This is a genomic window from Streptomyces sp. NPDC058469 (assembly GCF_042721125.1).
Lineage (GTDB): Bacteria > Actinomycetota > Actinomycetes > Streptomycetales > Streptomycetaceae > Streptomyces.
Window position 1 is genome coordinate 1 of record NZ_JBHXME010000142.1, and the last position, 16,889, is coordinate 16,889.

Sequence of the window (16,889 nt, forward strand, 5' to 3'; positions counted from 1 at the left end):
TGGTGGAACCACTCCGGGTGCTTGTCCACCCACGGATGGTCCGGCGAGCACTGGAGCGCGAAGTCCAGCGCGATCTCCATCCCCAGCTCGGCGGCCCGCGCGACGAACGCGTCGAAGTCCTCCAGCGTGCCCAGCTGCGGGTGGATCGCGTCGTGCCCGCCCTCAGGCGAACCGATCGCCCATGGGACGCCGACGTCCTCACGCCCTGCCGACAGGGTGTTGTTCGGGCCCTTGCGGAAGGTCGTCCCGATCGGGTGGATCGGCGGCAGGTATACGACGTCGAAGCCCATCGCCGCGATGCCCGCGAGCCGTTTCGCCGCCGTACGGAACGTGCCGTGGGGCTGGGCCGGGGTGCCCTCGGAGCGGGGGAAGAACTCGTACCAGGAGCCGTAGAGGGCCCGTTCCCGCTCGACCAGCAGAGGACGAGGCTCGGAGGTCGTGACCAGTTCCCGCAGGGGATACCGGGCCAGGACCCCGTCCACCTCCGGCGTCAGCGCGGCGGCCAGCCGGGACGCGGGCGGGCGGGTCTCGTCGCGGAGGGCGGTGACGGCGGCGCGGAGGACGGGACGGAGGCCCTTGCCCTTCGGTACGCCGGTGATGGCGCGCTCGTACAGACGTGCGCCCTCCTCCAGGACCAGGTCCGTGTCCATGCCGGCCGGGATCTTGATCTGGGCGTGGTGGCGCCAGGTGGCGACCGGGTCGCTCCATCCCTCCACGGTGTAGGTCCACCGGCCGGGTGCGCCGGGCGTGACGGTGGCGCCCCAGCGGTCGGTGCCGGGGGTGAGCTCCCGCATCGGGGTCCACGGGCCGGGGCGGCCGTCCGGATCGTAGAGGACGGCGTTGGCGGCGACCGCGTCGTGGCCCTCGCGGAAGACGATGGCCGACACCTCGAACGCCTCACCGGTCACCGCCTTGGCGGACCGGTGGCCGTGCTGGACGACCGGCCGGACATCGAGGACGGGGATGCGTCCGATGCCGGGGGACGTGCCGTCCGCGGAGGGTGGCTCCGGGGCGGGTGGTGCGATACCGGCAGGGCGCACGGGGGGCGTGTCCGTACCGGGTGTCGGGGGTGCTGACGAGTGGTGCGTGGCGGGCATGACCGCTCCTGTCCGCGTCAACGTGGGTGTGGGCGGATGGATGTGGGGAGGTGGGTCCTGCGAAGGAGATCCCGTGGTGCGTCTGGGGGGCGTACCGGTGGAGCCTTCCCACCCTATTCGGGTGAGCAATCCGGCAGGTTGCTAACTACTTACGCGTAGGTCTCCACACAAGATCCGGCCCCGTCCAGGGCGAACGGGGCCGGTCCCGACACTCTCGCACTACGACCGCGGTACCTGCAGGAGTTTGTCCGGCGAACCGAGCCCTTCGCCGGACACCTTGCCGGAAACCGCCCCCGCGACGAGTGCCGCGGAGACCTGTGCGGGAGTGGCGCGCGGGTGACCGGCGAGATGGACGGCCGCCGCGCCGGCCGCGTGCGGTGACGCCATCGACGTACCGGAGAAGGTCGCCTTCCCCGTGTCGCCGGCGTACGACGCTGAGGTGATCGAGACGCCCGGGGCGAAGAGGTCGACGGCCGGGCCGAAGTTCGAGAAGGCCGCCCGGGCGTCGGTTTTGTCCGTGGCGCCGACCGTGATGGCCTCCTTCACGTCCGCGGGGGAGTACAGCCCGGCCTGCAGCCCGTCGTTGCCCGCCGCGACCGTGTAGGTGACACCGGAGGCGATCGAGTTGCGTACGGCCGTGTCGAGCTGGGCGTTGTGGTAGCCGCCCAGGCTGAGATTGGCGACCGCGGGCTTGTGCGCGTGCCGGGTGACCCAGTCGATGCCGGCGATGACCTGCGAGGTCGTGCCGGCTCCTGCGTTGTCGAGGACCCGTACGGAGACCACCCTGGCCTTCTTGGCGACGCCGAACGTGGTGCCGGCGATCGTGCCGGCGACATGGGTGCCGTGGCCGTTGCCGTCCTGGGCGGTGGCGTCGTTGTCGACGAAGTCCCAGCCGTAGCTCGCCCGGCCGCCGAAGTCCTTGTGGGTGATCCGGATGCCGGTGTCGATCACGTACACCGTCACCCCGCCGCCCCCGGAGTCCGGCGAGGTGTAGCTCTTGTTCAGCGGCAGGCCCGGCTGGTCGAGACGGTCCAGGCTCCAGGACGGCGGGTTGCGCTGGACCCGGCCGGTGCTGCGGCTGCCGCTGTCCAGGGTGACGCGGGTGTCCTGGGTGACCGAGGCGACCCGCGTGTCCGTGGCGAGGAGTCTTGCCTGTCTCTCGTTGGCCTTGATGGCGTAGCCGTTGAGGGCCGTGCCGTAGGTGTGGCTTATTTTCGCCCCGTACTTCTCGGCGAGGCCCTTGCCGGCCGCCGACGGAGCCGCTGTTCCCCCTTTCAACGTCACCAGGTAACTACCGCTGACGGAACCGGGTTCACCGGCGCCGAGTATGGTCCCCTCCGGTACGGCGTGCGCGGGCAGGGTGATGGCCGAAAACACCACGACTGTGGTGACCGCGGTCAGCCCCCCCGCCCGACGCAGACGTCGCGAGCGCGTCCGTGCCATGTCGAGTTCCCCTCCTTCAACTCTCCACTGGGCAGCCTCTCGTGAGGCGCGAAGCACCACAAGGGCGCATGAGGGGCCCTTTTCAGTACATGCCGGTTCAACTTCTTCAGAGCAGGCCGGTTCCTCTCCAGCCCGGGTCGGCAATAACCAGCCTGTCCGGCGTTTGAGGACGAGGCCGTTCAGGCCGATGGGGGTCTGGGGGCGAAGCCCCCAGCGAGGGCGACACCATCGCCGGTACCGTCATCACACACGACGACACACATTGCCGTGTGTCATCCAGCGAAGCGCCGAGGTGGAGCTGTGAAGGCGATCCGTCGATTCACCGTCCGTCCCGTTCTCCCCGAACCCCTCCGACCTCTCAGTGATCTGGCGCGCAATCTGCGCTGGTCCTGGCACGCCGACACCCGTGATCTCTTCCAGTCCGTCGATCCCGAGCACTGGGCCGCCTCGGAACGCGATCCCGTACGACTCCTCGGCAGCGTCTCGGCCGAGCGGCTCGCGGAGCTGGCCGGGGACCACCACTTCCTGCGCCGGCTCACCGAGGTCGCCGGTGATCTCGCCGACTACGTTGACGGTGACCGCTGGTATCAGGCCCAGTCCGGTGAACTGCCCGCCGCCGTCGGCTACTTCTCACCCGAGTTCGGTGTCACGGCCGCCCTGCCGCAGTACTCCGGCGGCCTCGGCATCCTCGCCGGCGACCATCTCAAATCGGCCAGCGACCTCGGCGTACCGCTGATCGGCGTCGGACTCCTCTACCGGCACGGCTACTTCCGCCAGTCGCTGTCCCGGGACGGATGGCAGCAGGAGCACTATCCGGTCCTCGACCCCAACGAACTCCCGGTGGCGCTGCTGCGGGAGGACGACGGTTCCCCGGCCCAGGTCTCCCTGGCGCTGCCCGGCGGCCGTTCGCTGCACGCCCGGATCTGGCTCGCGCAGGTCGGCCGGGTGCCGCTGCTGATGCTGGACTCGGACGTCGAGGAGAACGACCTCGGCGAACGCGGTGTGACCGATGTGCTCTACGGCGGCGGCAGCGAACACCGGCTGCTGCAGGAGATGTTGCTGGGTATAGGAGGGGTGCGGGCGGTCCGGACGTACTGCAGGCTGACCGGTCACCCCGAGCCCGAGGTGTTCCACACGAACGAGGGGCACGCGGGCTTCCTCGGCCTGGAGCGCATCGCCGAACTCTGCGACGCGGGGCTGGACTTCGACGCGGGCCTGGAGGCGGTGCGGGCCGGCACGGTGTTCACCACGCACACGCCCGTTCCGGCCGGAATCGACCGTTTCGACCGGGAGTTGGTGGCCAGGCACTTCGGGCCGGAGGCCGAACTCCCGCGCATGGATGTCCAACACATCCTGAGCCTCGGTATGGAGACCTACCCGGGCGGCGAACCCAACCTGTTCAACATGGCCGTGATGGGCCTGCGCCTTGGGCAACGGGCCAATGGCGTCTCCCTGTTGCACGGCCAGGTCAGCCGCGAGATGTTCTCCGGTCTCTGGCCGGGGTTCGACGCCGAGGAGGTGCCGATCACCTCCGTGACCAACGGGGTGCACGCGCCGACCTGGGTCGCCCCCGAGGTGTTCCGGCTCGGGGCGCGGCAGATCGGCGCCCAGCGCACCGAGGACGCGCTGACGGTGGGCGGCTCTGACCGCTGGGACGCGGTCGCGGAGATCCCGGACCAGGACATCTGGGAGCTGCGCCGCGACCTGCGCGAGCAGTTGGTCGTGGAGGTACGGGAGCGGCTCCGCGCCTCCTGGCGTCAACGCGGCGCCGGATCCGCCGAGTTGGGTTGGATCGACGGCGTGCTCGACCCCGACGTCCTCACCATCGGATTCGCGCGCCGCGTCCCGTCGTACAAACGCCTCACACTGATGCTGCGCGACCGCGACCGCCTGATGGACCTCCTCCTGCACCCGGAAAGGCCCATCCAGATCGTGGTGGCGGGCAAGGCGCACCCGGCGGACGACGGCGGCAAGCGGCTGGTCCAGGAGCTGGTGAAGTTCGCGGACGACCCGCGCGTCCGCCACCGCATCGTCTTCCTCCCCGACTACGGCATGGCGATGGCGCAGAAGCTGTACCCCGGCTGCGACATCTGGCTCAACAACCCGCTCCGGCCGTTGGAGGCGTGCGGCACGAGCGGCATGAAGGCCGCCCTGAACGGCTGCCTCAACCTCTCGGTGCTGGACGGCTGGTGGGACGAGTGGTTCCAGCCCGACTTCGGCTGGGCCATCCCCACGGCGGACGGCACCGGCACGGACCCCGACCACCGCGACGACGTGGAGGCCGCCGCGCTCTACGACCTCCTGGAGCAACGCGTCACCCCGCGCTTCTACGAGCGCGGCCAGGACGGCCTGCCCGACCGCTGGATCGAAATGGTCCGCCAGACACTGACGTTGCTCGGCCCGAAGGTGCTGGCCGGGCGCATGGTCCGCGAATACGTCGAGCGGCTGTACGCCCCCGCCGCGCAGGCCCACCGCGCCATGACCCCCGACGCGGCCCGCGAACTGGCCGCCTGGAAGGGGCGGGTGCGCGCCGCGTGGCACGGGGTGACGGTCGACCACGTCGAGACGTCCGCGGCTACGACCACCGCGGAACTCGGTACGACGCTCAATCTCCGGGTGCGGGTGGGGCTGGCCGGACTGGCTCCGGATGACGTGGAAGTGCAGGCGGTGTCGGGCCGGGTGGATCCGGAGGACCGGATCGGGGACGCGGTGACGGTTCCCTTGAAGCCGGCGGGAGGCCCGGACCACGAGGGCCACTGGTTGTACGAGGGACCGCTTGCCCTCGACCGCACCGGACCCTATGGCTACACGGTCCGTATTCTCCCGGCGCACCGACTCCTCGCGTCCAGTGCGGAGTTGGGGTTGGTGGCGGTGCCTTTGGAGGACGGGGTGGAGGGTGCGGGGGTGTTGATGCGGTAGTGGTTGAAGTCCGGCGCTTTGGCTGCGGGTCCGGTGGGGGCTGGTCGCGCCCACGCGGCGGAACCGCAAATGTCACAGCCCCGCGCCCCTGAAAGAAGGGGCGCAACACGCAAGCGCCGGACTTCGGCTCGCCCCCTTACACCTCCGAATACGGCGCGCACATCTGCCGCAACGTGCTCCCGATCCGGCGCGCGTACGCGTGCTGCAAGCCCCTCGTCGCCGGGCCGCCCATCCGCGCGTACCACTTCGCGCCGCGGCTGAAAGCCGACACCGTCAGCCAGACCGTGCCGTCGCCCGTGCGGTCGACCACGAAGGATTCCTCGCCGCTTTCGGGGTGGCCGGGGAGGGTGCCGTAGGCCCAGCCGGCCCTGCGGTGTTCCTCGACCGTCCAGACGATGCGGCAGGGGGCCTTGATCAGGCCGGCGAGAGTGACCGTTACGTCTACGCCGGGGGCCGCCTTTTCGGCGCTCGCCTCGATGCCCACGCCCATCTCGCGGTGCAACTCCCAGGTCAGGACCGCTTCGGAGGCTCGGCGGAAGACCTTCTCGCCCTCGCCGATACGCGTGCGCACATACAGGGGATGGAAGCCCGGGGGGCAGAAGCCACGCTCACGGGTCGCGCCGACGTCGTCGTACGTGAAGGACATGGAAACCAAGAGTAGGGCGGTACCCGGAGATGCCTTCGCTCCGGGTACCGCCCTTACCGCTTTCCTGTCAACTCGGCTGTCGTCAGGTGACGTTGACGGCCGTCCAGGTCGCCGCCACCGCGGCGTACTCCGCGGAGCTGGAGCCGTAGAGCGCGGACGCCGCGCTCAGGGTGCCGGCGCGGGCCGACTTGTAGTTGGTGGTCGACGTGAAGTACGTCGTCAGCGCCTTGTACCAGATCTGCAGCGCCTTGGCGCGGCCGATGCCGGCGAGCGTGGCGCCGTTGGACGTCGGGGAGTTGTAGGCCACCCCGTTGATCGTCTTCGCGCCGCTGCCCTCGGACAGCAGGTAGAAGAAGTGGTTGGCGACGCCCGACGAGTAGTGCACGTCGAGGTTGCCGACCGAGGAGGACCAGTAGTTGGCGGAGCCGCCGTCCTTGCTGGGCTGGTCCATGTAGCGCAGCGGGGTGCCGTCGCCGTTGATGTTGATCTTCTCGCCGATGAGGTAGTCACCCACGTCGGACGAGTTGTTGGCGTAGAACTCCACGCCGGTGCCGAAGATGTCCGAGGTCGCCTCGTTCAGCCCGCCGGACTCACCGCTGTAGTTGAGGCCCGCGGTGTTGGCGGTGACGCCGTGGCTCATCTCGTGGCCGGCGACGTCCAGCGAGGTCAGCGGGTGGGTGTTGCCCGAGCCGTCGCCGTACGTCATGCAGAAGCAGCTGTCGTCCCAGAACGCGTTCACGTACGAACTGCCGTAGTGGACACGGGAGTAGGCGCCGACACCGTTGTTCTTGATGCCGCTGCGGCCGAACGTGGCCTTGTAGAAGTCCCACGTCTCCTGGGCGCCGTAGGCGGCGTCCGCGGCGGCGGTCACGTCGGTGGTGGAGCTGGAGGCGGTGCCGGTGCCCCACGTGTTGGTGGTGTTGGTGAACAGGGTGCCGGTGCCGGACGTCCCGTGCTTCAGGTTGTACGTCTTGTGGCTGCCGCGCCCTGCGTCGGTCAGACTGTACGTCGTGCCCGACAGGGTGGTGTCGAGGCTGACGGTGCCCGAGTACAGGGTCTTGCCGGTGCCGGTGGCGTTCTCGATGCCCTGGTACTCGAAGAGCTTCTTGCCGGTGGCCGCGTCGGTGATGACGTGCAGCTGGTTGGGGGTGCCGTCGTCCTGGAGGCCGCCGACGACGGTCTCGTAGGCGAGGACGGGGGTGCCGGTGCCGGCCCAGATGACCTTGCGGGCACCGTCGGCGGCGGTCTTGTCGGAGCCCGCTGCCTTGGCGGCGGTCAGCGCCTGCTTCTCGGCCTTGGCCGTGGAGATCTTCGGCGTGACGGTGGCCACCTTGATGGTCGCGCTGTGCGCCTTGGTGACGCCCTCCGTCTTGCCGGCCGGCGAGGTGTGCACGACCAGGTCGCCACCGAGGACCGGGAGGCCCGCGTAGGTGCGCTCGTAGCGGGTGTGGAGCGTGCCGTCGACGTCCTTGACGACGTCCTTGACGACCAGCTTCTCCTTGGTGCCGAGGCCTATCTGCTGGGCGGTCTCGGGCGCGGTGGCCTGCTTCTCCTGGACCAGCGCGGTGCGCGCGGCGTTGGAGAGCAGCTGCGGAGCCGCGGCGAGCGGGGCGGCCTTGCCCGTGGCGGGCTGGGCGGCGGCACCGGTGGTGACACCGGTGGCGAGCAGGGCTCCGGCGGCGACCGCGGTGGCGATGGCCAGGGTGGTGCGCTTGTGACGCGCGTAGAGGGGGGTCACGCAAGCTCCTCGGTGGGGGAGTCCGGCCGGCGTGGGGTTACCGACCGGAGCGATTGTGAATTGGCTGTGCTGAAGCGGCGTGAGGGAAGAGTGGCATCGGGGGCGCGTACATGTCAGGACCCCGAAGTGATGTTGGCTGAAAATCGACTGTCCGGTGAACGTTTCCGCAATGTAAACGTCCACAACAGGGCGCCGCCCCGGAGTTGAAACCCCGAGGCGGCGTCTTGTTTGTGCGGCGTGAAGTGGTCGGCGGGTTTTTACGGGAACGTAAGCTTCCAGCTGTTGATGTAGCCGGTGTCCTGTGCCGCCACGTCCTGGACCTTCAACTTCCAGACGCCGTTGGCCACTTCGGAGGACGCGTTGACCGTGTAGGTCGCCTGCACGTTGTCCGCCGAGTCGGACGAGCTGGAGTTCTTCAGGCGGTACGCCGACCCGTCCGGAGCCACCAGGTCGATCACCAGGTCACCGCGCCAGGTGTGCACGATGTCGACCGCGACCGCGAGGTTCGTCGGGGCGTTGCCCGTCCGCCCGGACACGGTGACCGACGAGGTAACCGCCGCCCCGTTGTCCGGAATCGACACGTCGGCCGTGTTCTCGAACGACGTACCGCCACCGCCGCCGCCACCGGAGCGCGCACCGACCGCCACGGCCGCCCACGCGTCCTGCACCGCCTTGTACTCGGCGCCCGTCGTGCCGTACAGCTCACCGGCCGCCGCGAGCGTCCCGGTGCGGGCCGACGCGTAGTTGGTGGTGGACGTGAACTTCGTGGTGAGCGCGCGGTACCAGATCTGCAGCGCCTTGTCCCGGCCGATGCCGGTGACCGGAAGCCCGTCCGAGGTGGGCGAGTTGTAGCTGACGCCGTTGATGACCTTGGCGCCGCTGCCCTCGCTCAGCAGATAGAAGAAGTGGTTGGCGATGCCCGACGAGTAGTGCACGTCGAGGTTGCCGACACCCGAGTACCAACTGTCCGCGGAGCCGCCGTCCTTGCTCGGCTTGTCCATGTAACGCAGCGGGGTGCCGTCGCCGTTGATGTCGATCTTCTCGCCGATGAGGTAGTCGCCCACGTCGGTCGAGTTGTTGGCGTAGAACTCGACGCCGGTGCCGAAGATGTCGGACGTCGCCTCGTTCAACCCGCCTGATTCACCGGAGTAGTTGAGCCCGGCGGTGTTGGAGGTGACGCCGTGGCTCATCTCGTGGCCGGCCACGTCGAGGGCCGTCAGCGGGTCCGCGTTGCCGGAGCCGTCGCCGTACGTCATGCAGAAGCAGCTGTCGTCCCAGAACGCGTTGACGTACGAATTCCCGTAGTGGACACGGGAGTAGGCGCCGACGCCGTTGTTCTTGATGCCGCTGCGGCCGAAGGTGTTCTTGTAGAAGTCCCACGTCTCCGCCGCGCCGTAGTGCGCGTCGGCGCCGGCCGTCGCCGCGTTCGACGTGGTGCTGTTGCCCCAGGTGTCGTTCGTCTGCGAGAACAGCGTGCCGGTGCCGGACGTCCCGTGGTTCAGGTTGTACGTCTTGTGGCCGCCGCGCGCGCCGTCGGTCAGGGTGTAGTTGGAGCCCGACTGGGTCGTCGTCAGCGCCACCTGGCCGCTGTACTGGGTGTTGCCGACGCCGGTCTCGATGCCCTGGTACTCGTAGAGCTTCTTGCCGGTGGCCGCGTCGGTGATGACGTGGAGTTCGTTCGGGGTGCCGTCGTCCTGGAGGCCGCCCACGACGGTCTCGTAGGCGAGGACGGGCTTGCCGCTCGCCGCCCAGATCACCTTGCGGGCGGAGTCCGCGGCCGACTTGGTGGAGCCGAGGGCCCTGGCGCGGGAGACCGCCTGCTTCTCGGCGGCGGCGGTCGTGACGCTCGGGGTGAGGTCGGCGACCTTGAGAGGGGCGTTCGTCGCCTTGATGACGCGCTCGGTGGCGCCGGACTTGGCTGTGTCGACGACCAGGTCGCCGCCGAGGACCGGGAGTCCACCGTAGGTGCGTTCGTAGCGGGTGTGGACGGTGCCGTCGGCGTCCTTGATGGCGTCACGGGCGACGAGCGCCTCCTGGGCGCCGAGGCCGATGTCCTTGGCCGTCGTGGCCCGCGCCGACTGGGCGTCGCGGATCAGCTCGGCGCGCTGGGAGGGGGAGAGCGAGAGGGCCATGTGCGCCGGATTCCCCTTGCTGGCAAGGGGTTTGGCCGGTGCGGCGGAGGAGGTCGCGCCGGCCTGGACGGCTGCGGCGAGCAGAGCGGTGACGCCGGCTACGGCGACTATGTGGGAGGTGCGTCTGCGCGAGGAATTGCTTCTCAACACTGACTCCTTCGGGACGGCCGCGGATCGCGCGACCTGGGGAGATCACAGGGATCACAGGAGTGAAACTGTGGGGTTGCTGTGAAGCGCCAGTGGGAAGAGTGGCAGCAGCCCGCGCTTTCTGTCAGGAGCGCGTCAGGAGGTTGGCCGAAAATCGTTCGTTGTCCGGATGTTCATGTCCGCTATACGGACCACGACTTGACGATTCATTGACCGTGAACAGAAATTTTCTCGGCGGACATGCCCCCGGAACCAACCCGTAAAAGATCCGGCGGGATCCTGCCGTGCAACCGGCGGTCCTGCCGGACCGCCGCTCCCACGAGGGGAGTTGACGGTTGCAGTGATTCCTTATCCCAGCTGGCTGGACTCGGGCGACAACGCCTGGCAGCTCGTCGCGGCGACACTCGTCGGCCTGATGAGCATCCCCGGCATCGCGATCCTCTACGGCGGCCTGGTCCAGCGCAAGTGGGTCGTGAACACCATGTTCATGGCCTTCACCGGCTTCTCGCTGGTACTGGTGGGCTGGGTCCTCTGGGAGTTCAAGATGGGGTTCGGCGAACCCCTGGACTCCCACTGGCCCGGCATCCTCGGCGCGTTCGTCGGCCGGCCCGGCACCATCGTCGGTTCGGCGAGCGAACAGCAACAGGCGTGGATACCGCTCGTCAACGGCAACGACCTGATGCCGAGCTTCCACTTCCCACAGGCCACGCTCGCCTACTTCCACTTCGCGTTCGCGGCGATCACACCCCTGCTGTTCATGGGCAGCGTGGTCGGCCGGATGAACATCCGCGCGTGGCTGCTCTTCGTCCCGCTCTGGTCGACCCTGGTCTACACGGTCAACGCCTTCCTGCTGTGGGGCGGCGGCTGGTGGGCGGCCAAGGGCGCGCTCGACTACTCCGGCGGCTACGTCATCCACTTGGCCGCCGGCACCTCGGGCTTCGTCGCCGCGGCCGTGATCGGTCCCCGTCTCGCCCGGGACCGAGCGCACGGCGTGCCCAACAACCTCCCCATGGTCGCCGTGGGCGCGGGCATCCTCTGGCTCGGCTGGAACGGCTTCAACGGCGGCGACATGTACTTCGGCGGCCACAACGCGGCGCTCGCGGTCCTCAACACCAACCTCTGTACGGCGGTTGCCCTGCTGGTGTGGGTGTTCTGGGACATGTTCGTCGGGCCGCAGCGCAAGCCGACCTTCCTCGGCGGCATCAACGGCATGATCGTCGGCCTGGTCGCGATCACCCCGGCGGCCGGCTTCGTCACCGGGATCGGCGCGATCTACATCGGCGTCATCGCGTCGTCGATCGTCTGGCTGGCCTGGAACTACCTGTCCAAGGTCCCGCCGTTCAACAAGGTCGACGACGCGCTCGGCGTCGTCTACACCCACGGCATCGCGGGCCTCGCCGGCGGCATGCTCGTCGGCATCTTCGCCGACCCGGCGGTGGCCGTGTACCTCAACAAGGACGGCTCCACGGCCTTCTCCACCAGCGGCTGGCTCTACGGCAACCTCGACCAGCTGTGGAAGCAGGCGGGCTCGGCCGGGACGGTCATCCTCTACGACGCCGTGATGACCTTCCTGATCCTCAAGGCGATCGGCCTGTTCGTGAAACTCAGGGCGCCGGACGAGGTGTTGGAGAGCGGCGACCTCGCGGTCCACGACGAGGAGGCGTATCCGGCGGAGTCGGCGGTGGCGTCGGCGTCGGAACCGGTGGCAGCGGTGGCGGCACCGGTCGCCGAGAAGGCCAAGGAACCGGACTCCAGCTGAAATGGCAGGAGTTGAGGACCGGTGAAACTCGTTACCGCGGTCCTCCCGCCCCACCGCGTCCCGGACGTCATGAAGGCTCTCCAGTCGTTCGGGGTGCGTGGAGTGACCGTGACCGAGGTGCGGGCCTATGAGCCCCGGACGGTCCGGGTGGAGGTCTACCGGGGCAGCGAGTACCGGGTGAACCTCGCCCCGCGGCTCCGGCTCGACATCCTCACCCTCGACTTCGACGCGATGGACCTCGTCCGTGTCATCCGTGCCGCGGGCGCCCGCGGCACGGGCGGCGGCACGGTGTGGGTGACTCCGGTGGAGGAGGTGGTGCGCATCAGGACACGGGAGCGGGGGCCGGACGCGGTGTGAGTCGTCAATGCAGGGCGGGGGCTGGTCTTTCAGCGCGTCGTGGGGGTCCCCCCGATCGAGAGGAGGTGAGATTTTCTCAGAGGGGCTACCCTCTGCAGCCGCGCAAATTCTTGCGATCACACCTCTGACCTGCACGGATAGTTGTACATCGATCTTGGGTTGATGCGCCGGTGCAACTCGCGTGCAACTCAACCGAGGGTCACCGCCAGGGCGACCACCGGCGGGCGTTGTTCCGCGCCCCGTGCCCGCCGGGATCCTCGGTACGCGCCTCGATCACGCGGGCGTATGGGCTGCGGCCGACCATCGCCCGAAGCTCCGGGGGCCGTCTGTGGGCCGCACAGCGCTTCCGGATCACCCGGAGCGGTCAGATGACGTTGAGGGCCTGCCGGGCCGCACTGATGATCCGGTGGGCGTCGGCCCCGTATACGGCGCTCTCGCGGAGCGTGTTCCAGGTGCGCAGATAGGTGTTCACGCTGGCGCCGTCCTCGATCCACAGCTCGGAGTGCCACGTCTCGACGATCACGCGTTCGTCGTCGTAGACCCAGAAAGCGGTGGCGGGCGGGATCTTGAGGGACGCGCCGAAGGGGATGATCCCCAGCTCGACCGTGTCCAGGCCGACGGCGCCGGAGAGGCGGTCGAGCTGCGCGGCGAGCACCGACGGCGGGCAGATGAGCGCCCGCAACGCGGCCTCCCACAGGATCAGGTGGAAGCGTTTCGCGGGGTCGTAGAGCGCCTGTTGGCGCTGTATGCGGGACCGCACGGCCTCTTCCGTGTCCCGGGGGGACTGCTGGAGTTCGGCGTATCTGGTGAAGATCGAACGGGCGTAGTCCGGGGTCTGGAGAATCCCGAAGATCATGGAGGATTCCCAGCCCCGGAACACGGAGGCATCGGCGTGTGTGCTCAGGTGTGTGTCCTGCACGGGCTTGTGCCCTGAGGCGAGCTGGCGCCGCCATGAGCGGATGTGGGATTCGAACCCCCTGAGCCGGGCGAGGAGTTCGCCATACGCGTCCGGCTGGCCGGTCTTGTCGGCCCAGGCGCGAAGATCATCCGGCGTAGCGGTCTGCCTGCCGTTCTCCAGCTTGCTGATCTTGGGCTGCGGCCAGCCGAGCCGCCGGGCGAGTTCGGTACCGGTGAGCCGTCCGTCGGGGGCCGACATCCGCAGCTCACGCAGCCGCACCCCGAGCGCTTCACGCGCCTGCTGGTAGTCCGTGGTCACCGGTACCGATCTCCCGTCTACTCGCTGGCGGCGAGCCTCGCCGCGAACTCCTCGTACGGTGCGGCGTAGTGCGTCGCCGCGTCGCGTGCCTGGGCGTACCGGTTTACCTCGACCGGCTCCGTGATCAGCTCCACGTTCACGAGGTCGTCGGCGTCGTCGAAGTTGAGCAGCACGACCAGCCGGGAATCGAAGATCCAGAAGTCCTCTTCGGGGAGCTGGAGCCGCTCGGCGTCCGCGCGAGAGAGATTCCGGATGTCCTCGCCGACCGAGCTGTTCCGCCGGGCGTTGTCGAGCAGGTAGAGCTGCCCCGGGGTGGGCGGGCTGTCGATGATCCGCACCCGCTCGAACCGCTTGCCGAGCGCGGTCTGTGCGCGCCGCTCGGCGCACCATTCCGCGTCCTTGCCGTCCCAGTCCACGGGCTCGCCCCGGGTGAACTGCGCGTAGGTGTCGGTGACCTCGTCCGAGGCGTACCGGCGGCGCGTCTCCAGCCGCCACGCGGTGTGCTCGAACTGCGTGAACAGCCGGTCGAACTCGTCCAGGCCGATGACGTTCGGCACGCGTGTGACCTCCTTGGGGCCGAAGTCGACGAGCAGTTCGCGCGGGACCACGATCGGTACCTCGTCCTGTCCGAGGTGGCGGAGGCGCGCGATATCGTCGGGGTCGGTGAGCGCCGGGCCGTGAATGATCACTTCACCGGTGTCCAGGTCTTCGTGGACGGCCGGGCAGCCGTTCACGCCGCTTCCGGTGCCGTTGAAGCGCAGGCGACGAGCCATGATCAGTTCCTTTCACCGGGTTTTCGATCATCTTGTCGCCGGGGCGTCCCGCCCGACTATGGCCTTCCTGACGCTCCGTGAGAATTCTCGGACATAAGACACACCTGCCCGAGAATAACTGCGCATACCCGCTCGCCGGCTCAACTGCCTCGCTGTGACGGTGAGTTCATGACCACTGCACAGAAGTCGGGCACGGCCGGAGCCGTCGAGGCGGTCGAAATGCTGCGCGGAGCGCTGACGGCGGCGGGGCTCGTCCTGCCGTCCCTGGGAGCCGACACGGCCTCCCCTGACCTGAACCTGATCGACCTGGGGCGGGTGCGCGCGGATGTCGCGCTGCGGCTCGCGGACGTCCTCCGGCGGGGGTGCGCATGAGCGAGTTCACCCCGGAGGTCGGCGATCTCGTGTTCGACGAGGCGGTCCGTCAGGTCGGCCAGGCCATGGGACACGAGGGGCCGCACTGGCAACTGCGACCGGTCGGCGGGGGCCGCGAGTGGGACGCCGAGGGGCCGATCCGGCCGCCCACCGATGCCGAGCGGCTGTCGGCGGGCGTGGCCGTGGCCAACGGCCGCAGCCGGAGTGGGCTGTGAGCGCGCCGGTCGGCAAGGTGACGTCGTCGGCGTCGTACGACGTTGCCGCGTACCGCAGGCTCCTTGATCACGGGCAGTCGTGCCAGGCGTGTGTGAAGGCCATGTGCGCCGAGGCCCGGGGCATGTGGAGAGCCGTCAAGCGGCGCGAGTTGTAGGCGCCCCAGCAGCGCGAAGCCCGGCCGGCGTTCCCCCTGTCGGCCGGGCTTCGCTCTTGTGCGGATGGTCAGTCGGCCGTCACCCACCTGATCCGGTCGGCCACCGCGTCACTCGCGGAATCGGCGGGGTGGAGGGGGCGAGAACCGTCCTGCGTCAGCCACCCGAGCCCCGCCCCTCCCCGTGCCACGAATGCCACAGCGCCGCGTACGCCCCCTCCGCCGCCACCAGCTCCTCGTGCGGGCCGAGTTCGGTCAGCAGGCCGTTCTCCATCACCGCGACCCGGTCCGCGTCGTGGGCCGTGTGCAGGCGGTGGGCGATGGCGATGACGGTGCGGCCCTCCAGTACGGCGGCCAGGGCGCGCTCGGTGTGGCGGGCGGTGGCCGGATCCAGCAGGGCGGTGGCCTCGTCCAGGATCAGCGTGTGCGGGTCGGCCAGCACCACGCGGGCCAGGGCGAGTTGCTGGGCCTGTGAGCCGTCCGTGGCCGAACCGTGGGGGCCCAGCGGGGTGTTGAGGCCGTCCGGCAGGTCCCGGACCCACTCCTCGGCGCCGACCGCCGTCAGGGCCGCCCACAACTCCTCGTCCGTGGCGGCCGGTTCGGCGATCAGGAGGTTGTCGCGGACCGAGCCGAGGAACACGTGGTGCTCCTGGGTGACCAGCACCACCTGGCGGCGCAGTGTCTCCGGTTCCAGCCCGTGGACCGGCACCCCGCCCACGGTCACCGTGCCCTCGGTCGGCGCGTCGACGCCCGCCAGCAGCCGGCTCAGCGTGGTCTTCCCGGCGCCCGATGGGCCGACCACAGCGAGCCGTTCACCCGGCCGTACGGTCAGGTCGACGCCGTGCAGCACCTCGCCGCCGCGCTCGTAGGCGTACCGCACGCCCGTCACGTCGATCCGGTCGTCCGCCGGAGCCGGGGCGTCGCCGTCGCCCTCCGCGCGGGGCGCCCGGGCCAGCCCCTCCACCCGGGCGAACGAGGCGCCGCTGCTCTGCAGTTGCTCGATCCGCATCAGGATCTGGTCCAGCGGTTCGGTGAACTGCCGCAGATACAGCGCCGCGGCCACCACCGCACCCAGGCCCACCTCCCCGCGCCCGTGCAGCCACCCGCCGACGAACAGCACGCCCGCCACCGGGATCGTGTACGACACCTCGACCGCCGGGAAGAACACCGTCCGCAGGAACAGCGTGTACAGCCTGCTCCGCAGCGCCGTCCGCAGTGTGTCCCGGCTCGCGGTCACCCGCCGCTCCTGGAGCCGGAACGCCTCCACCGTGCGGGCCCCGGCCACGGTCGCCGTGAGGATCTCGGCGACCTCCGAATTGGCCGCGCCCTCCGCGAGATAGCCGTCCCGGGCCCGGCGCAGATACCAGCGCAGCGCGAACCAGACCGGCGTGAGCCCCAGCACCCCGAACAGCCCCAGCAGCGGGTCGAGCACGAACACCGCGCCCATGACGAACAGCGCCTGCACCGAGTTGACCAGCAGATCGGGCCCGACATCGCGCAGAGTCGTCCCCACGATCGCCACGTCCGCCGTACCGCGCGCGGTCAGATCACCCGTCCCGGCCCGCTCCACCACCGACGCGGGCAGCGCCAGCGCCCGGTCGACGAAGTCCTCCCGGACCCGCGCCAGCGTGCGCTCACCGAACCGGTGCCCCACGTACCGCGCCCACCGCGCCAGCAGCAACTGGGCCAGCGCACACGCCACGATGACAAGGGCCAGCCGGTCCACGACCCCCACCCCGGCCCCGGCCCGCACCTCGTCCACGATCCGCCCGAGCAGCCACGGCCCGGCCAGTCCGGCCCCGGCCGCCAGCGCGTTCACCACCAGCACGACGACGAACGCCCGCCGGTCGGCCCGGATCAGGCGCAGCGCGGCCCGCCGTACGTCCGCCCGTCCCGCGACCGGCAGTTGACCCTTCGCCAGGG

Annotated in this window: 14 protein-coding genes; 6 read left to right on the forward strand and 8 right to left on the reverse strand. The window is 69.7% G+C overall.

The window, feature by feature from the left end; genetic code table 11:
• Together ACFWP5_RS40235 and ACFWP5_RS40240 are read right to left on the reverse strand one after the other, a co-directional pair.
• Window positions 1–1,097, reverse strand: a 1,097-nt coding sequence (locus ACFWP5_RS40235) for a maltotransferase domain-containing protein (protein WP_384168704.1), incomplete at its 3' end; no start/stop codon positions are given.
• Between the two features lie 219 nt (window positions 1,098–1,316).
• Entirely contained in the window at window positions 1,317–2,540 is a 1,224-nt protein-coding gene (locus ACFWP5_RS40240; RefSeq protein WP_384168707.1) for a S8 family peptidase, read from the reverse strand.
• Window positions 2,541–2,840: 300 nt separating this feature from the next.
• Between ACFWP5_RS40240 and ACFWP5_RS40245 the strand changes: the two genes are divergently transcribed.
• The gene (locus ACFWP5_RS40245; protein WP_384168710.1) at window positions 2,841–5,459 is read left to right on the forward strand and encodes a glycosyltransferase family 1 protein; all 2,619 of its coding nucleotides are present in this window, start codon (window positions 2,841–2,843) and stop codon (window positions 5,457–5,459) included.
• Between the two features lie 136 nt (window positions 5,460–5,595).
• Here ACFWP5_RS40245 and ACFWP5_RS40250 read toward each other — a convergent pair whose 3' ends face one another.
• From ACFWP5_RS40250 to ACFWP5_RS40260, 3 genes are all read right to left on the reverse strand, one after another.
• The gene (locus ACFWP5_RS40250; RefSeq protein WP_384168713.1) at window positions 5,596–6,105 is read right to left on the reverse strand and encodes a DUF1990 family protein; all 510 of its coding nucleotides are present in this window, start codon (window positions 6,103–6,105) and stop codon (window positions 5,596–5,598) included.
• 82 nt (window positions 6,106–6,187) lie between these two features.
• The gene (locus ACFWP5_RS40255) at window positions 6,188–7,843 is read right to left on the reverse strand and encodes a M4 family metallopeptidase (RefSeq protein WP_384168716.1); all 1,656 of its coding nucleotides are present in this window, start codon (window positions 7,841–7,843) and stop codon (window positions 6,188–6,190) included.
• 257 nt (window positions 7,844–8,100) lie between these two features.
• Complete coding sequence (locus ACFWP5_RS40260) at window positions 8,101–10,122, reverse strand: M4 family metallopeptidase (protein WP_384168719.1); 2,022 nt, start codon at window positions 10,120–10,122, stop codon at window positions 8,101–8,103.
• A 340-nt stretch (window positions 10,123–10,462) separates the two neighbouring features.
• Here ACFWP5_RS40260 and ACFWP5_RS40265 point away from each other — a divergent pair, with 340 nt between their 5' ends.
• Together ACFWP5_RS40265 and ACFWP5_RS40270 are read left to right on the forward strand one after the other, a co-directional pair.
• A complete protein-coding gene (locus ACFWP5_RS40265) occupies window positions 10,463–11,881 on the forward strand; it encodes an ammonium transporter (RefSeq protein ID WP_384168722.1) in 1,419 nt (472 codons plus the stop codon).
• Window positions 11,882–11,902: 21 nt separating this feature from the next.
• Window positions 11,903–12,238, forward strand: a complete 336-nt coding sequence (locus ACFWP5_RS40270) for a P-II family nitrogen regulator (RefSeq protein WP_384168725.1) — start codon at window positions 11,903–11,905, stop codon at window positions 12,236–12,238.
• 364 nt (window positions 12,239–12,602) lie between these two features.
• Here ACFWP5_RS40270 and ACFWP5_RS40275 read toward each other — a convergent pair whose 3' ends face one another.
• A complete protein-coding gene (locus tag ACFWP5_RS40275; RefSeq protein ID WP_384168728.1) occupies window positions 12,603–13,454 on the reverse strand; it encodes a helix-turn-helix domain-containing protein in 852 nt (283 codons plus the stop codon).
• A gap of 17 nt (window positions 13,455–13,471) precedes the next feature.
• A complete protein-coding gene (locus tag ACFWP5_RS40280; RefSeq protein WP_384168731.1) occupies window positions 13,472–14,227 on the reverse strand; it encodes a DUF6879 family protein in 756 nt (251 codons plus the stop codon).
• A 168-nt stretch (window positions 14,228–14,395) separates the two neighbouring features.
• Here ACFWP5_RS40280 and ACFWP5_RS40285 point away from each other — a divergent pair, with 168 nt between their 5' ends.
• Genes ACFWP5_RS40285 through ACFWP5_RS40295 form a run of 3 tightly spaced genes read left to right on the forward strand, consistent with a single transcriptional unit; the run spans window position 14,396 to window position 14,969 of the window.
• Entirely contained in the window at window positions 14,396–14,599 is a 204-nt protein-coding gene (locus ACFWP5_RS40285; RefSeq protein ID WP_384168733.1) for a hypothetical protein, read from the forward strand.
• On the forward strand, window positions 14,596–14,814 hold the full coding sequence (locus tag ACFWP5_RS40290; RefSeq protein WP_384168736.1) for a hypothetical protein: 219 nt from the start codon (window positions 14,596–14,598) through the stop codon (window positions 14,812–14,814). Before ACFWP5_RS40285 ends, ACFWP5_RS40290 begins: the two co-directional genes overlap by 4 nt.
• Entirely contained in the window at window positions 14,811–14,969 is a 159-nt protein-coding gene (locus ACFWP5_RS40295; RefSeq protein ID WP_384168739.1) for a hypothetical protein, read from the forward strand. Before ACFWP5_RS40290 ends, ACFWP5_RS40295 begins: the two co-directional genes overlap by 4 nt.
• A 154-nt stretch (window positions 14,970–15,123) precedes the next feature.
• On the opposite strand, the gene ACFWP5_RS40300 is transcribed toward ACFWP5_RS40295, so the two are convergent.
• Window positions 15,124–16,887, reverse strand: coding sequence for an ABC transporter ATP-binding protein (locus ACFWP5_RS40300; RefSeq protein WP_384168769.1), 1,764 nt, complete (start codon window positions 16,885–16,887; stop codon window positions 15,124–15,126).
• Window positions 16,888–16,889 lie beyond the last annotated feature (2 nt).

Bases quoted from the DNA above. Each gene is read 5' to 3' on its own strand.
- ACFWP5_RS40240 (WP_384168707.1), bottom strand. From the start codon at position 2,540: ATGGCACGGACGCGCTCGCGACGTCTGCGTCGGGCGGGGGGGCTGACC.
- ACFWP5_RS40250 (WP_384168713.1), bottom strand. From the start codon at position 6,105: ATGTCCTTCACGTACGACGACGTCGGCGCGACCCGTGAGCGTGGCTTC.
- ACFWP5_RS40280 (WP_384168731.1), bottom strand. From the start codon at position 14,227: ATGGCTCGTCGCCTGCGCTTCAACGGCACCGGAAGCGGCGTGAACGGC.
- ACFWP5_RS40285 (WP_384168733.1), top strand. From the start codon at position 14,396: ATGACCACTGCACAGAAGTCGGGCACGGCCGGAGCCGTCGAGGCGGTC.
- ACFWP5_RS40290 (WP_384168736.1), top strand. From the start codon at position 14,596: ATGAGCGAGTTCACCCCGGAGGTCGGCGATCTCGTGTTCGACGAGGCG.